Below are 23,149 nucleotides of genomic sequence, written 5' to 3'. Positions count from 1 at the left end.
CGAGGGGGCCGTGCGAAGGGGACAGGCACTTTTGCACGGTTGGCGTGCAAAAGTGCCTGTCCCCTTCGCACGGCCCCCTCGCACGCCACCCCTCGCACGGTCCCCGGCCCGCCGGCCCCGCCCGTCCTTCTCGCCTACAATGGGACGACTACCAAGACGAGAGGACTCCTATGCCCGAGGACATGCCCGATACCCGCACCATCGCCGTCATCGACGGCAACTCCCTCATGCACCGCGCGTTCCATGCGATTCGCCAGCCCATGAGCGCGCCGGACGGACGCGCCACGAACGCGCTCTTCGGCTTCTTCAACATGTTCATCAAGCTCGTTGACACCTTCCGCCCCGACGGCGTGATCTGCGCCTTCGACAAGGGCAAGCCGCGCGTCCGCATGGAGATGCTTCCCCAGTACAAGGCCCAGCGGCCGCCGATGGACCCGGCGCTTCACGAGCAGTTCCCCATGGTGAAGGAGCTCCTCGGCGCGCTCGACGTGCCGGTCGCCGAGCTCGAGGGCTGGGAGGGCGACGACATCCTCGGCACGCTGGCGCGCCGCGGCGAGGCGGCGGGCTACACCATGCTCCTCTTCACCGGGGACCGCGACATGTACCAGCTCACCACGGACCACGTGAAGGTCGTCTCCACCAAGAAGGGCGTGACGGACGTGGTGATAATGGACCCCGCCACGGTGGAGGACCTCTACCACGGCATCACGCCCGAGCTCGTGCCCGACTTCTACGGCCTCAAGGGCGACACCTCGGACAACATCCCCGGCGTGCCGGGCATCGGCCCCAAGAAGGCGGCCGCCCTCATCGTGCAGTACGGCAGCCTCGACGAGGTCATCGCGCACGCGGACGAGGTCAAGGGCAAGATGGGGGAGAACCTGCGCGCCCACATCGACGACGCGCTGGTGAGCCGCCGCGTGGCCACGATCCGCACCGACGCGCCAATCGAGCTCGACCTCGCCGACGCGCGCTTCCCCACCTTCGACCCGACCGAGGTCGCCCGCGCGTTCTCGGCGCTCGGCTTCACGGGCATGACCTCGCGCCTCGTCCGGCTTGCCGGCGAGGACGCCGTCGCCGCCGCGCGCCAGACGCTGGGCGAGAGAAGCGAGCCCGCCCCCGCCAGCGTGGAGCTGCCCGCCCCGCTCGTCGCCGACGACGCGCTCGCGGCGCTCGAAGCAGCCGTGCGGGACGGCTGGGTCGGCGTGGCGCTCGACGACGACCGCGTCGACGGGGCGCTCTTCGGCCTCGCGCACGTCCTGTGGGCCTACGACGGCGAGCGGCTCCTCCGTCTCGAGGGCGACGTGGCCGACGGGGCGCTCGCACGGCTCCTGCGCGAGGGGCACGTGGCCGCCGGCGACGTCAAGGCGCTCATCCACGCGCTCTCCCCCGCCGACTCCTCCAAGCCCGAGCTCCTCTCCCCCAGCGAGGTCGACCCCGCCCGCATCTTCGACGTCTCCGTGGCCGCCTACCTGCTCGACTCCGATCGCGGCTCCTTCGGACCCGCGGAGCTCGCCGAGGCGTACCTCGCCGAGACCCTTCCCGCCGCGAGCGACGAGCTCCCCGAGGCGGCGCTCGACGCGGTGCGCGCGCGCCTGCTCGTGCCGGTGCTCTCCGAGCGCATGGAGCGCGACGGCGCCACGGGGCTCTTCCGCGACATGGAGATGCCCCTTCTGCCGGTGCTCGCCGAGATGGAGCGCGTGGGCCTCGGCGTGGACACGAGCGTCCTCGCCGCCCAGTCCGCCGAGCTCGGCGCGGAGATCGAGGGCATGGTCGAGAAGATCCACGCCGCCGCCGGGGAGGACTTCAACATCGACTCCCCGCAGCAGCTCTCCCACGTGCTCTTCGACGTGCTCGGGCTTCCCACCTTCGGCCTCAAGCGCACCAAGCGCGGCTTCTACTCCACCAACGCGAAGGTCCTCGGCGACCTGGCGAACGAGCACAGAATCGTGGCCGAGGTCCTGGACTACCGCGAGCGATCCAAGATCAAGAGCACCTACCTCGACGCGCTCCCCGCGCTCGTGGCGGGCGACGGCCGCATCCACACCACGCTCAACCAGACGGTGACGGCCACCGGTCGCCTCTCGAGCTCGGACCCCAACCTGCAGAACATCCCCACCCGCTCGGAGCTCGGCCACCGCGTGCGGCAGGCGTTCACGGTGCCGGAGGGAAGCGTGTTTCTCGCCTGCGACTACTCGCAGATCGAGCTCAGGCTGCTCGCGCACCTCTCCGGAGACGAGCACCTCGTCGCCGCCTTCTGCGAGGGCGCTGACTTCCACGCCGCCACCGCCGCGCGCGTCTTCGGCGTGCCCGTGGAGGAGGTCACCCCGCAGCTGCGCAGCCGCGCCAAGGCGGTGAACTTTGGCATCGTCTACGGCCAGCAGGCCTTTGGCCTTGCAAGCTCGCTCAAGATTCCGCGCGCCGAGGCGCAGGAGATGATCGACCGCTACTTCGAGGCCTACCCCGGCGTGCGCGCCTTCCTCGACGAGGCCGTGCGCATCGCCCACGAGCGCGGGTACGCCGAGACGCTCTACGGCCGCCGGCGGCACATCCGCGAGTTCCAGCAGCGCAACCGCCAGCTCATCGCCTTCGGCGAGCGCACGGCGATGAACCACCCGATGCAGGGCACCGCGGCGGACATCATCAAGATCGCTATGGTGCGCGTGGAGAGGCGCCTCCACGAGGAGGGCCTCGCGTCCAAGCTCGTGCTGCAGATTCACGACGAGCTTGACCTCGAGGTCCCCGAGGCCGAGGTCGAGGCCGTGAGCGCCCTCGTCCGCGAGACGATGGAGGGCGTGGTCGAGCTGCGCGTGCCGCTCCTGGCCGAGGTCTCCTACGGCAGCAACTGGGCGGAGGCCAAGTGATGGCGAGCTGGAGCGAGTTCGCGGCGTCCGCGGGCGAGAGGGTCGTGGACGCCCCGGCCGGCAGCGCGACCGGCGCGGAAGGCGGCCTCATGCGCGTTGAGGCCTGGTCGGACGGCTCGTCGCGCGGCAACCCGGGCCCGGGCGGCTACGGCGCGGTCCTTCGCTACACAGGCCCGGACGGGCGTGCCTACGAGCGCGAGCTCTCCGCAGGGTATCGCCGCACGACGAACAACCGCATGGAGCTCATGGGCGCGATCGCGGCGCTCGAGGCGCTGCGCCGGCCGTGCGCGGTCACGATAACGACGGACTCCCAGTACGTCTGCAACGCGTTCAACAAGAACTGGATCGGCGGCTGGCTCCGCCGCGGATGGAAGACCGCGAGCAAGCAGCCGGTGAAGAACGTCGACCTCTGGAAGCGGCTGCTGACCGCCTGCGACCCGCACGAGGTCACCTGGGCCTGGGTCAAGGGCCATGCCGGGCATCCCGAGAACGAGCGCTGCGACGAGCTGGCGACGGCCGCCGCCGACGGGACGGGCCTTCTGGAGGACGCCGGCTTCGAGGAGTAGCGGCGACGCTACATCCTGAACGCCGCCACGAGCTCGGTCACGCCGTTGAAGACGAGGCCGAAGCCGGCAATGGAGAACATGAGGTCGACGAGGGCGAACGGCGAGGCCACCACGAGCACGCCAAAGATGACCGTGAGGACGGCGAGCACCGTCCCCATGCCTGCCGCCGGCGCGCCGAGGGCGGCGAGCGAGCGCGCCTCCGCGAAGTCTCCGAGGCCGGAGAAAAGGATGAACACGCCCACGATCACCACGAGCCAGTTCACGAACATTCCGGGCCAGAACCAGAGAATCGCGCCGAAGACCAGCTCGACGAGGCCGACGAAGAGGTCGGACTGCGTCGAGACGTCGCGGGCGCGGGCGTAGCCCACGAGCGTGACCGCGCCCGCGATGGCGAGCACCCCGCCGAAGAGGGCCGTGAGGAAGAGCGCCACGCCGGCCGGGTTGAGAAGAATCACCACGCCGGTGAGAAGCGAGGCGATTCCCATGAGAATCACCGTCGTGCGGGCGCGCTGGAACGAGTTAGCCATGATGCCACCTTTGGTTGGGCGACGGACTCTCCGTCGCATGACGTCTTTCTACCCTCTTGCCCCGCGCGTCAACGCGGTACGCCCCGCCGGCGCGATACACTAGCCACGTGGGATCTCTCGGAAGCGACGCGAGGAGGGGCCATGCCCGCGCTCATCACGCACCACATATTCGGCGAGGACGTCATCGCGAGCCTGCCCGACGGCATCGTGAGCGGCGAGGAGGAAAAGCTCGCCTTCCTGCTCGCCAACCAGGGGCCTGACCCCCTCCTCGCCCGGTTCTCGACCCTCCCCGCCACGGCGCGCGCCTGCCACCGCCTCGCGCGGCTCATCCAGGGAGGCTGCGTCACGCGCGCGTTCTGGGCGCTGCGCGACGGCGTGAGCCGCCTGCCCGCCTCCGACGAGGGCGTCGGACGCGCCTTCGCGCTCGGCTTTCTCGGCCACTACGCGCTCGACCGCGCGGCGCACCCCCTCGTCGTCTCCCAGCAGCGCGCCCTCGCCGAGGTGGACCGCACGCTCGCCTCCGTCGCGCGCGACGTGCACGCCGTGATCGAGTCGGACATCGACAGCTGGATCCTCTGGGAGAAGCGCGGCGCCACCGTGCTCGAGCGGCCCGCCGCGGGAAACCTCATGCGGACCGAGCGGATCGAGCGCGTGGGCGGGGCGCTCGTCTCCCAGCTCTCGCTCGCCGTCTTCGGGATCGGGCTGGGTGCGCGGGAGTACGCCGGCAGCGTGCGAGACCTCGAGCGCGCCTACCGACTCATCGACCCCGCCGAATCTCCGCGCGCACGCGCGGTCGGCGCCCTCGAGCGGCTCGCGCGCGGGCACTCCTGGGCAGCGGCGGCGGCACACTACGTGCGACGCTGCGAGGACTGCCCCGCGGCCAACCTCGACTGCCTCCCCTGGCGCGACCCCTTCACGGGGCGCGTTCGCACCGAGAGCCTGGCTGACCTCTTCGATGAGGCGCGGCTCTCCTACCCCGCGCTCGCCGAGGCCTACGTGCGCGGGGACCGCGAAGGCTTCAGGAGGCTCGTCGGCGGCCTGGACTACGCGGGGCGGCCGGGGACGGACGACTGACGCCTGCGGCCCTGCCCCCTCTTCGCGTTTGCTCGTGCAAGCGCGCCGGCATGCGACGTGGCGAGAAGTGCCGTCGGGCCCCTGAGCAGCACAAACACGAATCTGTCGCCACGGCGCCCCTCGCGCTTGCACGAGCAAACTCGAGGGGCGCCGTGGTCGGCGCGCAACCGGGGACGACGCGCGGCCGCTGGAGGGCGGCCGGGGAGCCCCCTAGATCCAGACGAGGGTGTCGGGCGGCTCGGGACCATCGTCGGCGGGGCGGGCGGCTCGGGAGCCCTCGCCCCACGTCGCCGACTCCTCGAGCCAGGGGCGGCGGCGCTCCTGCGACGGAGCGAAGGGCCGCTCCTCCCCGTCCTCGAGCCAGACGAGGGTGTCGGCCTCGCGCGCCGGGGACTCCTCGACGTCCGGAGCCGGGTCCGCGGAGGCCGCAACGACCGTCGTCGACCCCCGGACGAACATGATGCCGACCGGACCGTCCATGGCTAGAGCCCCAGCTCGGCCGCGACCTCTGCCGCGCAGGCCATGGAGTCGGCGATGGCGCTCACCACGAGCGAGGACCCGGTCCGCACGTCACCGGCGAGAAAGACGGGCGTCTCCACCGTCGCCGCCGCACGGTGGGCGCCCCCCTCGGAGACGGGCAGCCCCCGCTCCCCCACGCGCACGCCCAGCGCGTCCAGCACGCCTCGCTCCGGCCCCGTGAAGCCGCAGGCCACGAGCACGAGCTGCGCGGCGATCTCGCGCTCGCTGCCCGGCACGCGCTCGGGGCTGCCGGAGGACCAGTCGAGGTCGACGACCCGCAGGCCGCGCACCGAGCCCCCCTCATCGAGAAGGACCTCGAGCGTGTCGACGCCCCACGAGCGCATCTCGCCACCCATGAGCCCGATGGCCTCCTGCTGCCCGTAGTCGGTCTTGAGGGTGGAAGGCCACTCGGGCCAGCGCGTGGCGCCCGGGCCCGGCTCGGCGGGACGCGGGAGGAACTCGAGCTGCCGCACCGAGCGCGCGCCCTGCCGCACGGCGGTGCCCAGGCAGTCGTTGCCCGTGTCGCCGCCGCCGATGACCACCGCGTCGAGGCCCTCGGCGCTCACCGCCGGCTCGCCGCCGTCGAGAAGCGCCCGGGTGGATGCCGTGAGGTAGTCCACGGCCCAGGCCACGCCGCCCGAGGCGAGGCCCTCCTCGAAGCCCGCCGCGGCGAGCCCCCGCGGTCGGCGCGCGCCGGCGGCCACGACCACCGCGTCGCTCTCTGCGAGCACCGCCGATGCCACGTCCCTCTCGGCGGCGTCCGTGCTGAGGCGAAACTCGATTCCCAGCTCCTCCATGAGCGTCACGCGGCGCGCGACCACGTCCTTGGGGAGCTTCATGTTGGGGATGCCGTAGGTGAGCAGGCCCCCCGCACGGTCGGCGCGCTCCACGACCGTCACGCGGGCGCCGCGCCGGGCGAGCTCCCAGGCGCAGGCGAGCCCGGCAGGCCCGGAGCCCACCACGGCCACGCGCGGGGCGCCAGGCGCCGCCGGCGGGAAGCGCCGGGGGCCGCCGTGCGCCCACTCCCAGTCGGAGATCGCGCGCTCGTTGTCGTGAATCGTCTCGGGCTCGCCATGGCAGCCCAGGTTGCAGGCGGCCTCGCAGAGCGCGGGGCACACGCGGCTCGTGAACTCCGGGAGCGGCGAGGTGAGCGCCAGCCGGTCGGCGGCCTCGCGCCAGAGCCCCCGGTAGACGAGGTCGTTCCACTCGGGGATGAGGTTGTGGAGCGGACAGCCGCTCGGGCGCGCGCCGCCAAAGCCAAAGCCGGCCTGGCAGAACGCCACGCCGCACATCATGCAGCGGCTCGCCTGCGCGCGGCGGGCGAGTTCGGACAGCTCGCCGTGGAGCTCCTCGTAGTCGCGCACGCGCTCGGCGACCGGCCGCAGCGGCTCGGTCTCGCGGTCAACCGTCAGGTACGCACCAGGCCTTCCCATGCTAGCCCTCCCTCATGACGTCGAACGCGCGCTCGAGCGCCGCCTCGCGGGACGCGCCCGCGGCCTCCGCCTCGGCCATCAGGCCGAGGACCCGCTCGTAGTCGCGCGGAATCACCTTCACAAAGCTGTGCCGAGCCTCGTTGAACTGGTAGAGGAGCTTGATGCCTCGGGGGCTCGCCGTGCGGCGCACGTGCTCCTCCACGAGCGAGCGCACGAGCTCAAGGTCCTTCTCGCCCGGCTCCTCCAGGTTCACGAGCTCGCGGTTGCAGCGTCGCGCGAGCGTGCCGAAGCGGTCGTAGACGTAGGCCACGCCCCCCGACATGCCGGCCGCGAAGTTGGGCCCCACCTCGCCGAGCACGACCACGGTGCCGCCCGTCATGTACTCGCAGCCGTGCGCGCCGACGCCCTCCACCACCACCGTGGCGCCGGAGTTGCGCACGCAGAAGCGCTGGCCGGCGAGGCCGTTCACGAAGGCCCGGCCGCCCGTGGCGCCGTAGAGGGCCACGTTGCCCACGATGACGTTCTCGTCGAACTTGTAGGTGGCGCCGTCGGCAGGGCGCACGGAGAGCACGCCGCCCGAGAGGCCCTTGCCGAAGTAGTCGTTGGCGTCTCCCGCCACGTTGAGCGTGACGCCCGCCGGCAGGAAGGCGCCGAAGCTCTGGCCCGCCGACCCCTCGCAGTCCACCGTGACCGAGCCCTCCGGGAGGCCGTCGGGGTGCGCCGCCGTCACGCGGCTGCCGAGCATCGTGCCCACGCAGCGGTTGACGTTGTCGATGTCCGCGCGCAGGTGGATCGGCTCGAGGTGCGCGCGGGCGCGCTCGGTGTAGGGCACGAGCAGCGTGGCGTCGAGCGTTCGGCCGAGCTCCAGGTCGGCGGCCATCTCGGGCAGGAAGCGCGGCGCGTCGGCACCGGCGATCTGCCGACCGAACTCGCAGACCCCGGGGGCGAGAAGGTCGGAGAGGTCCAGGCAGTTGGCCTTCCAGCTGGCCTCCCCGGCGACCGGCACCTGCACGAGACAGTCCGCGCGGCCCACCATCTCGTCCACCGTGCGGAAGCCCAGCGACGCCATGATCTCGCGCAGCTCCTCGGCCACGAAGGTCATGAAGTTCACCACGTGCTCGGGGCGCCCCGAGAAGCGTGCGCGCAGGCGGCAGTCCTGCGTGGCCACGCCCGCCGGGCAGGTGTCGCGCTGGCAGTCGCGCTGCATGAGGCAGCCGCAGGCGATGAGCGGCATCGTGGCGAAGCCGAACTCCTCGGCGCCGAGAAGCGCCGCCATCGCCACGTCGCGGCCGCTCATGAGCTTGCCGTCGGTCTCGAGCACCACGCGAGAGCGCAGGCCGTTGCGCAGGAGCGTCTGCTGCGTCTCGGCAAGGCCGATCTCGAACGGGATGCCTGCGTGGTAGATGGAGTCTCGCGGGGCGGCGCCGGTGCCACCGTTGTGCCCGGAGACGAGGATCTTGTCGGCCCCGCCCTTGGCGACGCCCGTGGCGATGGTGCCCACGCCCGCGAGGGCGCAGAGCTTCACCGAGACGCGGGCGCCGGGGTTGGCGCACTTGAGGTCGAATATCAGCTCGGCGAGGTCCTCGATCGAGTAGATGTCGTGGTGCGGCGGCGGCGAGATGAGGCTCACGCCGGGCGTGGACTGGCGCACCTCGGCGATCCACGGGTAGACCTTCTTGCCGGGCAGGTGGCCGCCCTCGCCGGGCTTGGCGCCCTGCGCCATCTTGATCTGGATCTCGGTCGCCGAGACCAGGTAGCGGCTCGTCACCCCGAAGCGCCCGGACGCGACCTGCTTGATCGCGGAGCGCGCGGAGTCCCCGTTCGCGCGCGGCGTCTCGCGCGCCGGGTCCTCCCCTCCCTCGCCGCTGTTGGAGCGGCCGTGCAGGCGGTTCATGGCCACGGCGAGACACTCGTGCTGCTCGCGGGAGATCGATCCGTAGCTCATCGCGCCGGTGTTGAAGCGTCGCACGATCTGGCTCGCGGGCTCCACCTCCTCAAGCGGCACGGGATCCCCGGCGGGCAGGAAGCCCATGAGGTCGCGCAGGGTGACGGCGCGGCCGGCTCGGTGCACCCAGGCGGAGTACTCCTTGAAAAGGCCGTAGTCCCCCTCGCGGCAGGCGCGCTGCAGCAGGTAGATGGCCTTGGGGTCGATGAGGTGCTCCTCGCCGGACGGGCGCCACTTGGTGAGGCCGAGCGTGGGGAGCTGCCCGGGCGCCGGCGACGCCGCGAGCGCCGTCGCGGCGGCGTGGCGCGCGTCGAGCTCGCGCTGGAGGTCGTCCGCCGCGAGGCCGCCCACGCGCGTGGCGGTGAAGGTGAAGCACTTCTCGACGAGCTCGTCGGAGAGGCCCAGAACCTCGAAGATCTGGGCGGAGTGATACCCCTGCATCGTGGAGATGCCCATCTTGGACATGATGGAGACGATGCCCGCCGTGACCGCACGGTCGTAGTTGGCGCAGGCCTCCTCCGGGGCGAGCGAGAGCTCGCCGCGCCCGCACAGGTCGCGGATGCAGTCGTGCGCCAGATAGGGGTGGATGCCGCTCGCCGAGTAGCCCACGAGGCACGCGAAGTCGTGGGCGCAGAGGGCGTCGCCCGTCTCCACCACGAGGTCCGCGCGCGTGCGCAGGCCGCAGCGAATGAGGTGGTTGTGCACGCATCCGAGGGCGAGCAGGGACGGGATCGGCGCCTCGCCGGAGCCGGCGCGGTCTGAGACCACCACGATGTTGGCCCCGGAGCGCACGTCCTTCTCGGCCTGCTCCGCAAGGGCGTCCAGGGCGTCGGCCAGCGCATGCGGGCCCGCGTCGACGGGATAGGTCGCGCTGAGGCGCGCCACGGCAAAGCCCGCGCGGTCAATCGCGCAGATCCGCCGGAAGTCCTCCTCGGAGAGGATGGGGCCGGGCAGGCGCACGAGGCGGCAGGAGTCGCGGCAGTCCTCGAGAAGGTTCCCGTGGTTGCCGAGGTAGAGCGTCGTGCTCGTGACCATGCTCTCGCGCAGCGCGTCGATCGGCGGGTTGGTGACCTGCGCGAAGAGCTGGTGGAAGTAGTCGAAGAACGAGCGCGTCTTGGTGGAGAGGCACGCAAGCGGCGCGTCCACGCCCATCGAGGCCAGCGGCACCGCGCCCTTCTCGGCCATCGGGCGCACGACCTCGTCCACGTCGTCAAAGTGCCAGCCGTACGCGGCGAGTTGCGGGGCGAGGGGGCCGCCTGGCCCGACGGGGGCGACGGGGCCATCTGCCATGTCGGGCACGGGCAGGTCCCCGAGCTCGATCGTCTCCCCGTCGATCCAGTCGCGATAGGGCTTCTCGCCCGCCAGGCGGTCACGAATCTCGTCGTTCCAGACGACGCGCCCCTGCGCGGGGTCCACCTCGAGCATCTCGCCGGGACCGAGGCAGCCGGAGCGCAGGATGTTCGCGGGGTCGACGTCGATGGTCCCCACCTCGGAGGCGAGGATCAGCCGGTCGTCGCGCGTCACGTAGTAGCGTGCGGGGCGCAGGCCGTTGCGGTCGAGCGCGGCGCCGAGCGTGCGCCCGTCGGTGAAGACAATCGCGGCGGGGCCGTCCCAGGGCTCCATGAGCATGGACTGGTAGCAGTCGTAGGCGCGGCGCCTCTCGCCGAGGGCGGGGTTCTTGTCCCAGGGCTCGGGCATCATGAGCGTGACCGCGCGATCGAGGGGCCGCCCGTTCATGACGAGAAACTCGAGCACGTTGTCCAGGATCGCGGAGTCAGAGCCCTCGCGGTTGATGATCGGCATCACGCGCTCGAGGTCCGCACCCAGCACGGGCGAGTAGAGCCTGGGCTCGCGCGCGCGAATCCAGCTCACGTTGCCGCGCAGGGTGTTGATCTCGCCGTTGTGGATGAGATAGCGGTTGGGGTGGGCTCGCTCCCAGGACGGCGTGGTGTTGGTGGAGTAGCGGGAGTGCACGAGGGCGAGCGCCGTCTCCACCGCCGCGTCGCCCAGGTCCAGGTAGAAGCGGCGCATCTGCGTGGCCACGAGCATGCCCTTGTAGACGATCGTGCGGCTGGACATGCTGCAGACGTAGAAGATCTTGCCCTCGAGCGCAGGGGTGGCGTCGGCCGCGCGCTCGATGGTGCGCCGGCACACGTAGAGGCGCCGCTCGAAGTCCTGCCCGCGGGCGACGCCCTCCGGCCGGCGCAGGAACGCCTGGTAGATGGTGGGCATGCAGGCGCGCGCCGTGGAGCCCAGGTCGTGCGGGTCAACGGGGACCTCGCGCCAGAACATGAGCGGGACGCCGCACTCCGCGCAGCCGCGCTCGAAGACCTGGCGCGCCGCCGTCACGCCGGCAGGGTCGTCGTGCGGCAGGAACAGCATGGCAACGCCGTAGTCTCCCTCTCCGGGCAGGAGCTGCCCCTCCTTCTGGGCCTCCTTGCGGAAGAAGCGGTGCGGCACCTGGAAGAGCACGCCCGCGCCGTCTCCGGTGTTGCGCTCGAGGCCCTTTCCGCCACGATGCTCCAGGTTCACGAGCACCGAGAGCGCGTCGTCGAGCGTCTGGTGGCTGCGCTTTCCGTGCAGGTGCGCGATGGCGCCGATGCCGCAGGCGTCATGCTCGAAGCTCTCGCGATAAAGACCGCGGTTCATGGGACTCCCCTCGTTTGACTTCAAGGGGAGTCTACGGCGCGCCCGCGCCAGGCGAGAAAAACGAGACCGACTTGCTACGCTCTCGCCACGCAGGCGTTTCTCGCTCGCCATACGCGGGACCTACACCGGAAACGGGCGGGAAATCTGGGCCGGTCACACGCGGGACGAGGCGTCGGGCGCACGGGCGAGCTCGTCCCTCCCGGCGTTTGCACGAGCAAACGCCGGGAGCCCAACGGGGCAAGAGGAGCCGTGCATGCTCTTGAGCTGCAGAGACGCGCCGACCCGCCCAGCGGGGGCCCATCTTTGCCCCGAGTTTGCACGAGCAAACGCGCCAGCGCCCCAAGATCCGCCGCGACGAAGAATGGCGCCGCCGCAAAGCCAAAGACGCGCTACCATGAATGGAGGGGGAATCGATTCCACGCCGAGGAAAGGCGGTCCCATGCTCGAGGACTACGCTAAGGCTCGCAAGCTCGGTCTCAAGCAGGTCGAGCGCGACGTCTCGGACGGCCACTACCCGTACCCTCCCGCGCTGGACGACATCCTCAAGAACCAGGGCTACCAGGGAGAGGTGCCCATCGGGCTCGCCGAGGTCGACCTCTCGCTCATCGCGGGCACCAAGACGCGCGGCCGACAGAACATGTTCTCCAGCAGCTTCTACCCCATCGCCGAGCCGGAGTCCGAGTTCGCCATGAAGTGGAGCGACCTCATCGACTCCCAGCGCGCTGAGGGGCTGCGCGACCCGATCGTCGTCTACGAATACCTGCAGCGCTTCTACGTGCAGGAGGGGAACAAGCGCGTCTCGGTCTCGCGGTATCTGGGCATGCCCACGATCCTCGCCAACATCACGCGCGTGACGCCCATGCCCTCCGACGAGAAGGGCCTGCGCGTCTACCACGAGTTCACGCGCTTCTATCGCGTCTGCCCCATCTATGGCATCACCTCCTCCGAGGAGGGCTTCTACGCGCGCCTCGCGGCGCTGCTGGGCCGCGACCTCGAGACCCCGTGGCCCGAGGACGTCGTGCGCGACCTGCGCGCCCTCTTCGACAGCTTCTCGGCGTCCTTCCGCGCCCACGGCGGCGACGGGCTCGACCTGCAGGTGGGCGACGCCCTCGAGCACTACATAACCATCTTCGGCTTCGAGCACGTCCGCGGCCTCTCCCCCAAGGACGTAGACGCCCAGGTCGAGAAGATCTGGGGCGAGTTCGTGGTCACGCAGGGCACGGGCGCCCGCGCCTACCTCGAGGACCCGAGCGCGGAGCGCACGGCGCCGCTGCCCAAGCTCAAGAACCTCGCCAAGAAGGCCGTGCTCGCCAAGCCCTTCCGCGTGGCCTTCGTCTACGACCGCAACCCCCTCTCCTCGGGCTGGATCTCGCTCCACGAGCGCGGTCGCCTGAAGCTCGAGGAGGCGCTCGGCTCGACCGTCGCCACCTCCGCCTACACCGACCGAAGCTCGGACGCCGCGTTCGACCAGGCCGTGGACGACGCCGTGGCGCAGGGCGTCGACCTCGTGGTCACGTGTGCCGCGGCCCAGATGCGCCAGACCCTGCGCGCCGCCGCGGAGCACCCGGGGCCGGCCTACCTCAACTGCTCCGTGAGCCTCTCGCACAGCGCGGTGCGCGGCTTCTATGGGCGCATGTACGAGGCCAAGTTCCTGCTCGGCGCGCTCGCGGCGAGCCTGGCGGGGCACCATAAGGTGGGATATGTCGCCGAGAGCCCGGTCTTCTCGACCGTCGCGGAAATCAACGCGTTCGCCATCGGCGCCCAGATGGTCGACCCCTACGCCACGGTCTACCTCAAGTGGTTCTCGGCCAAGGACTATGACTGGCGCCGCGAGCTGCGAGAGGAGGGCGTCCACATCATCTCGGGACGCGACTACGCCAACCCGCTCGCGCCCAAGGAGTCCTGGGGGCTCTACCGCGTGGAGGACGACGGCGCCGAGACCCACCTCGCCGAGCCCATCTGGATGTGGGGCCGCTACTACGAGATGCTCGTGCGCTCCATCCGCAACGACACGTGGAAGAAGGAGGGCGAGAAGATCCAGGGGCAGTCGCTCAACTACTGGTGGGGCATGTCGGCCGGCGTGCTCGACGTGCGGCTCTCCGAGAATCTCCCCCGCGGGCAGCGCATGCTCGTGGACGTGCTGCGCCAGTCGGTGCTCTCCGGGCGCGTCCACCCCTTCACGGGCGAGCTGCGCGCCCAGGGCGGCGACATCGTCCAGGGCCCGGAGGCCGGCCGCCTCACGAGCGAGCAGATCGTGCGCATGCGCTGGCTCAACGAGAACGTGGTGGGCCGCCTGCCGGAGCAGCGCGAGCTGGACCGCGATGGCCTCGTTGAGGTGGAGGCGGCGGGCGTCATCCCGGTCGACCCCTCGACGGTGCTGCTCAAGGACACGAGTCGCTAGGGGGTGGGGCGTGAGGATCCTCTTCATAGCCGACGTTGAGGAGGGCTGGCTCTACGACCACTGGGACGCCGAGCGCGTCTCCGGCGTGGACCTCGTCGTCTCCTGCGGCGACCTGCCCGCGGTGTACCTCGAGCACATCGTGACCCTCGCCAACGTGCCGCTCCTCTACGTACAGGGCAACCACGACACCGCCTACGACCGGCACGCCCCCGAGGGCTGCGTCTCCATCGACGGCAACATCCGCGACTTTCACGGCCTGCGCATCATGGGGCTCGGCGGCTCCATCCGCTACAACGACAGCGTCCACGGCTTCACCGAGGCGGAGATGGGCAGGCAGGCAGCGCGTCTGACGCTGCTCGCCCAGGCGACGGGCGGGGTCGACCTGATCGTGACGCACGCTCCCGCGCGCGGGTACGGCGACCTCGAGGACCTCCCCCATCGCGGCTTCGAGGCCTTCAACCGGCTCCTCGAGCGCACGCGCCCGCGCTACCTGGTCCACGGCCACGTGCACCTCAACTACGGGCGCATCGAGCGCGTGCGCGAGCATGCGTGCGGGACCACGATCGTGAACGCCTTCGGGTCGTACGTCATCGAGATTCCCGACGAGGACATCGCCCAGCGCGGCGGCCTCTTCCGACCCGAGAGCGTGTGAGGGGGGGGTCCCGCTCCGCCGCCGAACTTCTCGCCGCCGCGGGGAGGCGGTTTGCAGGACCGCATCACGGGGGCGGCGACGCAGCCGAAGCCGCGCCGCCGCCCAAAGACGCGCTGGCGAGAAGAACGACGCGCCCTACGCCTTGCCGAGACAGGCGGCACCCGTCTGGCGGATGTTGGTGAGGTAGACGTTCTCGCGCCCGAAGTAGCTGGCCATGTAGTCCACGTAGCCTGCGGTCTCGGCCTTAGGCGTCACGCACATGATGACGCCCGCGAAGCCGCCGCCGTGCAGGCGGAACGCGCCGGCGCCGATCTTGCGCAGGTAGAGCTCGGTGAGGGCGAGCGCCATCGGGATGGGCTCCTCCTCGGGCATCCCGGGCACCACGGCGTTCTGCAGCCACTCCCAGGAGGAGCGGCCTGAGGCGGTGATGATGTCGAGGACCTTTGCCTTGTCGCCGGCATTGATCGCCGCCTCGGCGGCCTCAACGCGCCTGACCTCCTCGAAGTAGTGCAGGGCGCGCATCACCGCGCGGTCGCCGCACTTCTCGCGCAGCTCGGCGAGGTTGGAGAGAACCGCGTCCTCGGTCGTGTCGCAGAGGTTCTTGACGCCGAGCGCCGCGGCCACGGCGTGCATCTCGTTGGGGACGGAGGAGTACTCGGCGGAGAGGTCGGCGTGGCCCTTGCCGGTGTTTACGATCACGAGGTCGTGGTCAAGCTCATCAAAGCCGAAGTCGACCTTCTCGTACTTCACGCCGTCCGAGAAGTCCAGGAGGATCGTGCCGCCCACGGCGCACGCCATCTGGTCCATGAGGCCGGACGCCTTGTCCCACCAGACGTTCTCGGCGTACTGGCCGATGCGGGCGTAGTCGGCGCGCTCGATGGCGTCGTCGTTGTAGAGGTGGTTCACGATCTCGCAGACGAGCATCTCGAAGGACGCCGAGGAGCTCACGCCGGCGGACGGGATGACCTCGGAGGAGCACACGGCGTTGAAGCCGCCGATCTTGAAGCCGCGCTTGGCCGTTGCCTCGAGCATGCCGGCGACGAGCGTGGTGGAGCCGCCGCCGTGCGGGATCTGGTCGATCGCGGCCGTGTCCACGACGATGGCATCGGGGTAGCCCTCGCTCCAGATGGTGACGATGCCGTCGTCCGTGCGCTGGGCGGCACCGATGCTGTCCATCGTGATTGAGGCGGCCAGAATCTTGCCGCCGTTGTGGTCGGTGTGGTTGCCGATGATCTCCGTGCGGCCGGAGGCGGTAAAGAACTCGGGGTCGCCGGCGCCGAAGGCCTCGTCGTAGCGGACGGCAAGCGCGCCGAGGCGCTCGGCGGCACGCGCCGCATCCTCGCCGTAGACCGCGGTCAGCGCGTCAGTCGTGGGAATGCCCATAGGTGATCTCCTCTCATGCGTGGAAAAGTGACAGGCACTTTTCCACCTAGCGCACGCTCGCGACGAAGCACGCGAGCGCCGCCCTTCCCTCCTCGTCGTCGGCAAAGACCGCGCAGTGCTCGAGCACCTGCGCGAAGACCTGGCCGATCTCCTCCTCTATGACGGCATCGAGCGCCGCGGGGTCCGCGCTTGCGACGTTCTCCGGCGCAAACTCGGGATGCCGCCCCAGAACCTCGGACGCCCACGGCGCGTGGCTCGCCACCTCGGGCACCGCGGCCGGGTCCTCGCCCGCCAGGATAACCTGCTTCAGGCGGTCCATCTCGCCGAGCAGGCGCGCCGGCAGCACCGCGAGACCCATGACCTCGATGAGGCCGATGTTCTCCTTCTTGATGTGGTGCAGCTCCTGGTGCGGGTGGAAGATGCCAAGCGGATACTCGTCGGTGGTGCGGTTGTTGCGCAGGACGAGGTCGAGCTCGAAGGAGTCGCCGCGGCGACGCGCGATGGGCGTGATGGTGTTGTGCGGGGTGCCGTCCGTCTCGGCGAGCACGCCCACGGAGGCGTCGGAGTAGCCGCGCCAGGCAACGAGGACCTTGTCCGCCAGCTCCACGAGGCGCTCCGGGTCGTCAGAGTCCAGGCGAATCACGGACATCGGCCAGTCGACCACGCCGGCGCGCACGTCCTCGAAGCCCGGGAACGAGACCTCCTCGCGCACGCCCGCGCGCGCCATGGCGAACTCGTAGCAGCCGCCCTGGTAGTGCTCGTGGGTGAGGATTGAGCCGCCCACGATGGGCAGGTCCGCATTGGAGCCGACGGTGTAGTGCGGGAACATCGTCACGAACTCAAGGAGCCGCTGGAACGTGGCACGGCTGATCTGCATGGGCACGTGCTTCTCGGAGAGCACGATGCAGTGCTCGTTGTAGTAGACGTAGGGGCTGTACTGCAGGTACCACGGCTCGCCCGCGAGCGTGAGCGGAATGAGGCGGATGGTCTCGCGCGCGGGATGGTCAAGCCTGCCGGCATAGCCGAGGTTCTCGGGGCAGAGCTGGCAGCGCGGGTAGGGCTCGTGGTCGCTCTTCTTGGTAAGCGCGGCGGCAATGGCCTTGGGGTCCTTCTCGGGCTTCGAGAGGTTGATCGTGATGTCAAGGTCGCCGTAGCGCGTGGAGGTGACCCATTTGCGGTCGCGCGCGATGCGGTAGGAGCGGATGTAGTCGGAGTCGAGCGCAAGCTGGTAGAAATAGTCGGTCGCGCTCTTGGGGGACTCCTCGTAGCGCTCCCGGAAGGCGCGGGTGACCTCGCTCGGGCGCGGCGTCACGCAGCCCATGAGGCGCGTGTCCAAAAGGTCGCGGCTCGCAATGCCCGGATCGCACACGCCGCGGGCCACGGCATCGTCGAGCAGGCCGGCGAGAATCTCCTCAAGCGGCGGCAGCTCCCCGGACGTGACGACCTCCCCGACGGCCTCCCGAGGAACGTACGAGCCCTCCGGCTCGTAGGAGAGCGCGTCGAGCATGAGGTTGGCGGCATAGGTGACGTCATCCTGCCCGATGAGGCCCCGGTCGAGGGCGTAGGCGACGAGCTGCGCCACGCCCCTCTCGACGGCGCCTGCCTGATAGTCGTCCATTATTTCTGGGCTCCCTTCTCCGTGGGCTCCCCCCGAACCCTGCCAAACATAGCTATGGAAACGATATCGCAGTCCGGGGCAACCGTGGCCCACTCCCGTGAGCGGCGCGCCCGGTGGCGAGCATGCCGCGGCGCACGGCCCCTCTCGCCGAGGCGTCGCCACGGCCCCGCAGGGCAACTGCGCGGGGGTCTCGCGACACCTTTCCGCGCCGAAACGTCGCCACGGCCCCGCAGACCGGCTGTGCGGGGGATTCGCGACGGATTCCCAGCCTGCAGGCAAGAAGGAGCTGCCAAGCGAGAGGGACGCCGTGGCGAGAAGGACGGCGAACGGTGGGAATTTGCCCGCAAACGGAAATGTTGGGTTCTTCTCCCCCGGCGGCGCGGGGTGCGCTATAGTTGCGCTCAAGCCGTTTTGGAAACGTTTCCAACCCATGAGCCTCCCTCCTCTTCCCTTCCTGCTAGAATGGTTTGGAAACGTTTCCAAGACAGCTCCGACCGAGAGATCATGACGGGGCAAGAGACGAGGTGACCCATGGACATCAGAGACATCGCGGAGCGCTCCGGGTACGGGGTCGGGACGGTCTCCCGCGTCATCAACGGCCAGCCTAACGTCAGCGACCGAGCGCGCAAGCGCATCCTCGCCGTGATGGACGAGTGCGGCTACGAGCCCAACTCCAACGCCCGCTACCTTAAGATGCGCTCCCAGACGCCCGTTGCCGTCTTCGTGATGGGCGTCGGAAACCGCATGTTCGACGATATCCTCGGCCCCCTTCAGGCCGCGCTCGCGCGCGAGGAGGAGGAGATCGTCGTCACCTACCTCACCGGCGAGGTCGACGAGGTCCGCGCCGCCATCGACTACCAGCAGGCTCGTCACCCCAAGGGCATGGTGTTCCTCGGGGGCGAGCTCGAGAGCTTCCGCGCGTCCTTCCATGAGATCGAGGCGCCGAGCGTTCTGGTTACGGCGAACGCGGAGCAGCTCGGCTTCGCCAACCTCTCGAGCGTCACCATCGACAACGTCGCGGCGGCGAGAAGCGCCGTGGCGCACCTGCTTGAGCGTGGGCACCGCAGGGTCGGCATCGTGGGCGGCAACCGCACGAGCGGGCAGATCGGAGAGCTGCGTCTGCGTGGCGCCGAGCAGGCCCTCCGCGAGCACGGCATCGAGCTCGACTACGAGCGGGACTACGAGCCCTGCGACTTCATCGAGCGGGGCGGCCACGAGGCGACGCTCCGGCTCCTCGAGCGCTCGGAGGACCTCACCGCCATCTTCGCGCTCGGCGACGTCGTCGCCTTCGGCGCGCTGCGCGCCATCGCCGACCGGGGGCTCAGCGTACCCGAAGACGTATCGCTCGTCGGCTTCGACGACACGGCCTTCTCGCAGTACGCCATCCCCCGGATCACGACGGTCCGCCAGGATGCCGCGCGCCTCGCCGAGCGCGCCGCGCGGATCTTGCTGGACGCCATGCGCGACGGTTCCCCGGCAAGCCACGAGCTCGTGGACTTCGAGCTCGTCGAACGAGAGAGCGTCCGCTCCCTCTGACCCGAGACGGTGGCGGGCCAGCTCCCGCCAAGAAAGGAGGACGCATGAGAACGTCGGGCATCCTCATGCCCATCACTTCGCTCCCCTCCCCCTGGGGAGTGGGCACGATCGGCGGCGAGGCGCGCGGCTTCGTCGACTTCCTGGCGCGCGCCGGCGTGTCAATCTGGCAGGTGCTCCCCATCGTGCCAACCAGCTACGGGGACTCGCCGTACCAGTCGTTCTCCACCTACGCCGGAAACCCCTATCTCATCGACCTCGACGACCTCGCATCCGAGGGGCTGCTCGAGCACGAGGAATACGCGGCCGTTGACTGGGGCCACGACCCCGAGCGCGTCGACTACGGCGCCCTCTACCGGGGCCGCTTCGGCGTGCTGCGACGAGCAGTGGGCCGCCTCCGGGAGGCGCGCCCGGCCGAGCTCGCCCGCTTCTGCGAGCGGGAGGCAGCCTGGCTCGACGACTACGCCCTCTTCATGGCCCTCAAGGACCGGCATCGCGGCGCCCCCTGGCACACCTGGCCCGACGGCCTGCGCCTGCGCTGCGCGAGCGCGCTTGCCCGGGCGCGCGAGGAGCTCGCCGAGGACATCGCCTTCTGGCAGGGCGTCCAGTACCTGTTCTTCTCGCAGTGGGGCCGCCTGCACGGCTACGCGCGCGCCGCGGGCGTGCGCATCATGGGCGACCTCCCCTTCTACGTGGCCGAGGACAGCGCGGACGTCTGGAGCCACCCCGAGCAGTTCCAGCTCGACGCGGACCTCAGGCCCGTCGAGATCGCCGGCGTCCCGCCCGACGGCTTCTCCGACATCGGCCAGCTCTGGGGCAACCCGCTCTTTGCCTGGGACCGCATGAAGGCGGACGGCTACGACTGGTGGTGCCGGCGCATCGCCTTCCAGCTGAGGCTCTACGACATCCTGCGCATCGACCACTTCCGCGGATTCGACTCCTACTTCGCCATCCCCGCGGGCGCCGTGACGGCGGCGGGCGGGCGCTGGCGCAACGGCCCCGGGATCGACCTCTTCCGCGTGCTGGAGCAGCGTCTCGGGCGCTGCGACATCGTGGCAGAGGACCTCGGCTACCTCACCCCCTCGGTGCATCGCCTGCTCGAGGATTCGGGCTTCCCCGGGATGAAGGTCCTCGAGTTCGCCTTCGACACGCGCGACGGCTCGGGCGCCACGTACCTGCCCTTCGCCTACCCCACCAACTGCATCGCCTACGTGGGCACGCACGACAACGACACCGCGCTCGGCTGGCTCGAGACGGCGCCGGCCGACGACGTCGCCCTCGCCCGCGAGTATCTTCACCTCGACCCGGCCGAGGGAGAGGGCTGGGGCATGATGCGCGCCATCTGGGCGAGCGCCGCGGACACCGCCGTGGTGCAGATGCAGGACCTGCTGGGACTGGGCAGCGAGGCGCGGATCAACACGCCCTCCACGCTCGGAGACAACTGGGCCTGGCGGGCGCGCCCGGGCTTTGCGAGCCGCAGGCTCGCCGAGCGCGTGCATCGACAGATGGAGCTCTACCGCCGCCTGCCTCCCATCAAGGTTGTCCCCGACGAGTACGCGCGCAGGGATGTCATCCCCGTCGGCGGGACCGGTGGTCTCTGGTGACGTGCGCGCAGGAGACTCCCCGGAAGAGCGGAGCTGACAGAACGGCCGAGACAAGGGCAAGGAGGAACACGATGGACATCGAGAAGAACCTGGACCAGACGCTCGCCGAGTTGGGCACTACGCTCGATGAGGCCACGAACGCGCAGTTGTTCTGCGCCCTGCTGCGCATGGTTCGCGACCTGGAGACGGGCATGCGGCCGGCGGCGGGCGACCGCAAGCTCTACTACTTCTCCGCTGAGTTCCTGGTAGGACGGCTCCTCCGCGCCAACCTCGTGAACCTCGGCCTGGCTGACGAGGTCGAGCGCGTCCTTTCCGCCCACGGCACCACGCTCGCCGCGGTGGAGGACTGCGAGCCCGAGCCCTCGCTCGGCAACGGCGGCCTCGGGCGCCTTGCCGCGTGCTTCCTCGACTCCATCGCCTCGCTGGGGCTTCCCGGGGACGGCGTGGGCCTGAACTACCACTACGGCCTCTTCCGGCAGGACCTCTCCGAGGGCGTGCAGCACGAGGAGCCCAACCCCTGGATCGAGCCCGAGTCCTGGCTCATCGACACCGGCGCGTCCTTCTCGGTGCCCTTTGGCTTTGGACCGCTCACGGCGCGCATGTACGACATCGGGGTCCCCGGCTACGAGAACGGCGTGGTCAACCGCCTGCACCTCTTTGACGTAGAGGAGCCGTCTCCGGCGCCCGAGCACGGCATCGCGTTCGACAAGGGCGACGTGGCCCACGGCCTCACGAGCTTCCTCTACCCCGACGACTCCGACGAGGCCGGCAGGCTCCTGCGCGTCTACCAGCAGTACTTCATGGTGTCCGCAGGTGCCCAGCTCATCCTCGCGGAGCTCGAGGAGCGCGGCCTTGCGCCCGAGGAGCTCGACCGTCACGTGGCGGTCCACATCAACGACACCCACCCCTCGATGGTCATCCCCGAGCTGGTGCGCCTGCTCATGGAGCGCGGCATCGAGTTCGAGGACGCCGCGGACATCGTGGAGCGCACGTGCGGCTATACCAACCACACGATCCTCGCCGAGGCGCTCGAGACCTGGCCCATGGGCTACATCGAGCAGGTGGCGCCCGGCATCGTGCCCGTGATCCGCCAGCTGGACGAGCTCGCCCGCAGGCGCACGAGCGACGAGCGCGTGGCCGTGATCGACCCCAGCGACGTGGTGCACATGGCCAACATGGACGTGCACTTCTCGCACGCCGTGAACGGGGTGGCGGCGCTCCACACCCAGATTCTCGTGGAGTCCGAGATGCGCCCCTTCGCCGAGCTCTACCCCGAGAAGTTCTCCAACAAGACCAACGGCATCACCTTCCGACGTTGGCTCATGGGCTGCAACCCTGAGCTGGCCTCGCTCTTGACCGACGCCATCGGAAGCGGCTGGACGCGCGACGCCGCCAGGCTGGAGGACCTTCTCTCCCTGCGCGGGGACGCCGACTTTGTCCAGCGACTTCTGGAGGTCAAGGAGGGCAACAAGGGGCGTCTCGCCGCATGGCTGAGCGCCGAGAAGAACGTCGAGGTTGACCCGCACTCCATCTTTGACATCCAGGTCAAGCGCATGCATCAGTACAAGCGACAGCAGATGAACGCCCTCTACGCCATCTGGAAGTATCTGCAGATCAAGCGTGGAAACGTTCCCGATCGACCGCTGACGATGGTCTTTGGCGCAAAGGCCGCACCGGCATACACCTTGGCCAAGGACACGATCGCCCTGCTCCTGGCCCTTGGGCGCCTCATCGCCGAGGATCCTGAGGTCGCCCCGTGGCTTCGCCTCGTCTTCGTGGAGAACTACAACGTCACGGCAGCCGAGCACCTCATTCCCGCCGCGGACGTCTCCGAGCAGATCTCCCTTGCGTCCAAGGAGGCGAGCGGCACCTCAAACATGAAGTTCATGGCAAACGGCGCCCTCACGCTGGGAACGCTCGACGGCGCCAACGTGGAGATCGCGGAGCTCGTGGGACGCGAGAACATCTACCTCTTCGGCCGCTCCTCCGAGGACGTCATCGGCCTCTACGACCGGGGCGACTACCGCCCGTGGGACGTCTGGCAGGCAGACGGCGAGCTCGCCGAGGTCCTCGACTTCATCTGCTCGCCCGAGCTGCTCGCGCGCGGCGACGCGGGCTGCATCACCCGCGTCTACCGGGACTTCGTCGCCAAGGACTACTTCATGGCACTGCTCGACGCGCGCGACTACGTGACGGTGAAGGAGCGCTGCCTCGCCGACTACGAGGACCGCGCCTCCTGGGGCGAGAAGGTCCTCGTGAACGTCGCGAAATCCGGGTTCTTCTCGTCAGACCGCACCATCCGCGAGTACGACCGTGACATCTGGCACCTCAGCTGATGTGCAAGCGCACAAAGGGGACAGGCGTGCAAAGGGGACAGGCACTTT

14 protein-coding genes are annotated in these 23,149 nt (G+C 70.0%); 8 read left to right on the top strand and 6 right to left on the bottom strand.

All coding sequences use genetic code 11. The features are described from left to right. Positions 1-170: 170 nt before the first annotated feature. Positions 171-2,861: a DNA polymerase I gene (polA, locus tag BQ7391_RS06400; protein WP_075279842.1), complete on the top strand. Its 2,691-nt coding sequence runs from the start codon at positions 171-173 to the stop codon at positions 2,859-2,861. A gap of 89 nt (positions 2,862-2,950) precedes the next feature. Then, the gene (rnhA, locus tag BQ7391_RS06395) at positions 2,951-3,427 is read left to right on the top strand and encodes a ribonuclease HI (RefSeq protein ID WP_075280912.1); all 477 of its coding nucleotides are present in this window, start codon (positions 2,951-2,953) and stop codon (positions 3,425-3,427) included. Positions 3,428-3,435: 8 nt separating this feature from the next. Here the strand turns inward: rnhA and BQ7391_RS06390 are convergent, their stop codons facing one another. Further along, entirely contained in the window at positions 3,436-3,954 is a 519-nt protein-coding gene (locus tag BQ7391_RS06390; RefSeq protein WP_075279841.1) for an HdeD family acid-resistance protein, read from the bottom strand. Between the two features lie 141 nt (positions 3,955-4,095). On the opposite strand from BQ7391_RS06390, the gene BQ7391_RS06385 reads away from it, so the two are divergent. Next, positions 4,096-5,028, top strand: coding sequence for a zinc dependent phospholipase C family protein (locus BQ7391_RS06385; RefSeq protein WP_075279840.1), 933 nt, complete (start codon positions 4,096-4,098; stop codon positions 5,026-5,028). 210 nt (positions 5,029-5,238) lie between these two features. On the opposite strand, the gene BQ7391_RS06380 is transcribed toward BQ7391_RS06385, so the two are convergent. The 3 genes from BQ7391_RS06380 to gltB are packed head-to-tail and all read right to left on the bottom strand — an operon-like array spanning position 5,239 to position 11,574. Next, complete coding sequence (locus tag BQ7391_RS06380; protein ID WP_075279839.1) at positions 5,239-5,508, bottom strand: hypothetical protein; 270 nt, start codon at positions 5,506-5,508, stop codon at positions 5,239-5,241. A gap of 2 nt (positions 5,509-5,510) precedes the next feature. Then, positions 5,511-6,980 carry a glutamate synthase subunit beta gene (locus tag BQ7391_RS06375; RefSeq protein ID WP_075279838.1) on the bottom strand — a complete coding sequence of 490 codons (1,470 nt, stop codon included), beginning with the start codon at positions 6,978-6,980 and terminating at the stop codon, positions 5,511-5,513. A 1-nt stretch (position 6,981) separates the two neighbouring features. Continuing rightward, on the bottom strand, positions 6,982-11,574 hold the full coding sequence (gltB, locus tag BQ7391_RS06370; RefSeq protein WP_075279837.1) for a glutamate synthase large subunit: 4,593 nt from the start codon (positions 11,572-11,574) through the stop codon (positions 6,982-6,984). A 439-nt stretch (positions 11,575-12,013) separates the two neighbouring features. Here gltB and BQ7391_RS06365 point away from each other — a divergent pair, with 439 nt between their 5' ends. Both BQ7391_RS06365 and BQ7391_RS06360 read left to right on the top strand, forming a co-directional pair. Then, on the top strand, positions 12,014-13,975 hold the full coding sequence (locus tag BQ7391_RS06365) for a BMP family ABC transporter substrate-binding protein (protein WP_075279836.1): 1,962 nt from the start codon (positions 12,014-12,016) through the stop codon (positions 13,973-13,975). A 10-nt stretch (positions 13,976-13,985) separates the two neighbouring features. Continuing rightward, positions 13,986-14,627 carry a metallophosphoesterase family protein gene (locus BQ7391_RS06360; protein ID WP_075279835.1) on the top strand — a complete coding sequence of 214 codons (642 nt, stop codon included), beginning with the start codon at positions 13,986-13,988 and terminating at the stop codon, positions 14,625-14,627. A 135-nt stretch (positions 14,628-14,762) separates the two neighbouring features. Here the strand turns inward: BQ7391_RS06360 and BQ7391_RS06355 are convergent, their stop codons facing one another. Together BQ7391_RS06355 and BQ7391_RS06350 are read right to left on the bottom strand one after the other, a co-directional pair. Then, positions 14,763-16,010, bottom strand: a complete 1,248-nt coding sequence (locus BQ7391_RS06355; RefSeq protein ID WP_075279834.1) for a galactokinase — start codon at positions 16,008-16,010, stop codon at positions 14,763-14,765. A gap of 46 nt (positions 16,011-16,056) precedes the next feature. Beyond that, positions 16,057-17,628 carry a UDP-glucose--hexose-1-phosphate uridylyltransferase gene (locus tag BQ7391_RS06350; protein WP_075279833.1) on the bottom strand — a complete coding sequence of 524 codons (1,572 nt, stop codon included), beginning with the start codon at positions 17,626-17,628 and terminating at the stop codon, positions 16,057-16,059. A 531-nt stretch (positions 17,629-18,159) separates the two neighbouring features. Between BQ7391_RS06350 and BQ7391_RS06345 the strand changes: the two genes are divergently transcribed. The 3 genes from BQ7391_RS06345 to BQ7391_RS06335 all read left to right on the top strand — a co-directional run bounded on the left by BQ7391_RS06345 (position 18,160) and on the right by BQ7391_RS06335 (position 23,101). Then, positions 18,160-19,164 (top strand): LacI family DNA-binding transcriptional regulator, encoded by a 1,005-nt coding sequence (locus tag BQ7391_RS06345; RefSeq protein ID WP_075279832.1) that lies wholly within the window; start codon positions 18,160-18,162, stop codon positions 19,162-19,164. A 44-nt stretch (positions 19,165-19,208) separates the two neighbouring features. Beyond that, positions 19,209-20,765 (top strand): 4-alpha-glucanotransferase, encoded by a 1,557-nt coding sequence (gene malQ, locus BQ7391_RS06340; protein WP_083662132.1) that lies wholly within the window; start codon positions 19,209-19,211, stop codon positions 20,763-20,765. Between the two features lie 71 nt (positions 20,766-20,836). Then, complete coding sequence (locus BQ7391_RS06335; protein WP_075279831.1) at positions 20,837-23,101, top strand: glycogen/starch/alpha-glucan phosphorylase; 2,265 nt, start codon at positions 20,837-20,839, stop codon at positions 23,099-23,101. The last annotated feature ends 48 nt before the right edge of the window (positions 23,102-23,149 follow it).

It is taken from the genome of Thermophilibacter provencensis (genome assembly GCF_900128445.1).
Taxonomy (GTDB): Bacteria; Actinomycetota; Coriobacteriia; order Coriobacteriales; family Atopobiaceae; genus Thermophilibacter; species Thermophilibacter provencensis.
The sequence above is the reverse complement of the archived record's forward strand: the minus strand, read 5'-3'. Positions and strand labels throughout refer to the sequence as shown.

What these genes read in the sequence shown, in the direction of transcription:
- polA (WP_075279842.1), top strand. Translation starts at nt 171, where the DNA reads ATGCCCGAGGACATGCCCGATACCCGCACCATCGCCGTCATCGACGGC.
- rnhA (WP_075280912.1), top strand. Translation starts at nt 2,951, where the DNA reads ATGCGCGTTGAGGCCTGGTCGGACGGCTCGTCGCGCGGCAACCCGGGC.
- BQ7391_RS06390 (WP_075279841.1), bottom strand. Translation starts at nt 3,954, where the DNA reads ATGGCTAACTCGTTCCAGCGCGCCCGCACGACGGTGATTCTCATGGGA.
- BQ7391_RS06385 (WP_075279840.1), top strand. Translation starts at nt 4,096, where the DNA reads ATGCCCGCGCTCATCACGCACCACATATTCGGCGAGGACGTCATCGCG.
- BQ7391_RS06380 (WP_075279839.1), bottom strand. Translation starts at nt 5,508, where the DNA reads ATGGACGGTCCGGTCGGCATCATGTTCGTCCGGGGGTCGACGACGGTC.
- BQ7391_RS06375 (WP_075279838.1), bottom strand. Translation starts at nt 6,980, where the DNA reads ATGGGAAGGCCTGGTGCGTACCTGACGGTTGACCGCGAGACCGAGCCG.
- gltB (WP_075279837.1), bottom strand. Translation starts at nt 11,574, where the DNA reads ATGAACCGCGGTCTTTATCGCGAGAGCTTCGAGCATGACGCCTGCGGC.
- BQ7391_RS06365 (WP_075279836.1), top strand. Translation starts at nt 12,014, where the DNA reads ATGCTCGAGGACTACGCTAAGGCTCGCAAGCTCGGTCTCAAGCAGGTC.
- BQ7391_RS06355 (WP_075279834.1), bottom strand. Translation starts at nt 16,010, where the DNA reads ATGGGCATTCCCACGACTGACGCGCTGACCGCGGTCTACGGCGAGGAT.
- BQ7391_RS06350 (WP_075279833.1), bottom strand. Translation starts at nt 17,628, where the DNA reads ATGGACGACTATCAGGCAGGCGCCGTCGAGAGGGGCGTGGCGCAGCTC.
- BQ7391_RS06345 (WP_075279832.1), top strand. Translation starts at nt 18,160, where the DNA reads ATGGACATCAGAGACATCGCGGAGCGCTCCGGGTACGGGGTCGGGACG.
- malQ (WP_083662132.1), top strand. Translation starts at nt 19,209, where the DNA reads ATGAGAACGTCGGGCATCCTCATGCCCATCACTTCGCTCCCCTCCCCC.
- BQ7391_RS06335 (WP_075279831.1), top strand. Translation starts at nt 20,837, where the DNA reads ATGGACATCGAGAAGAACCTGGACCAGACGCTCGCCGAGTTGGGCACT.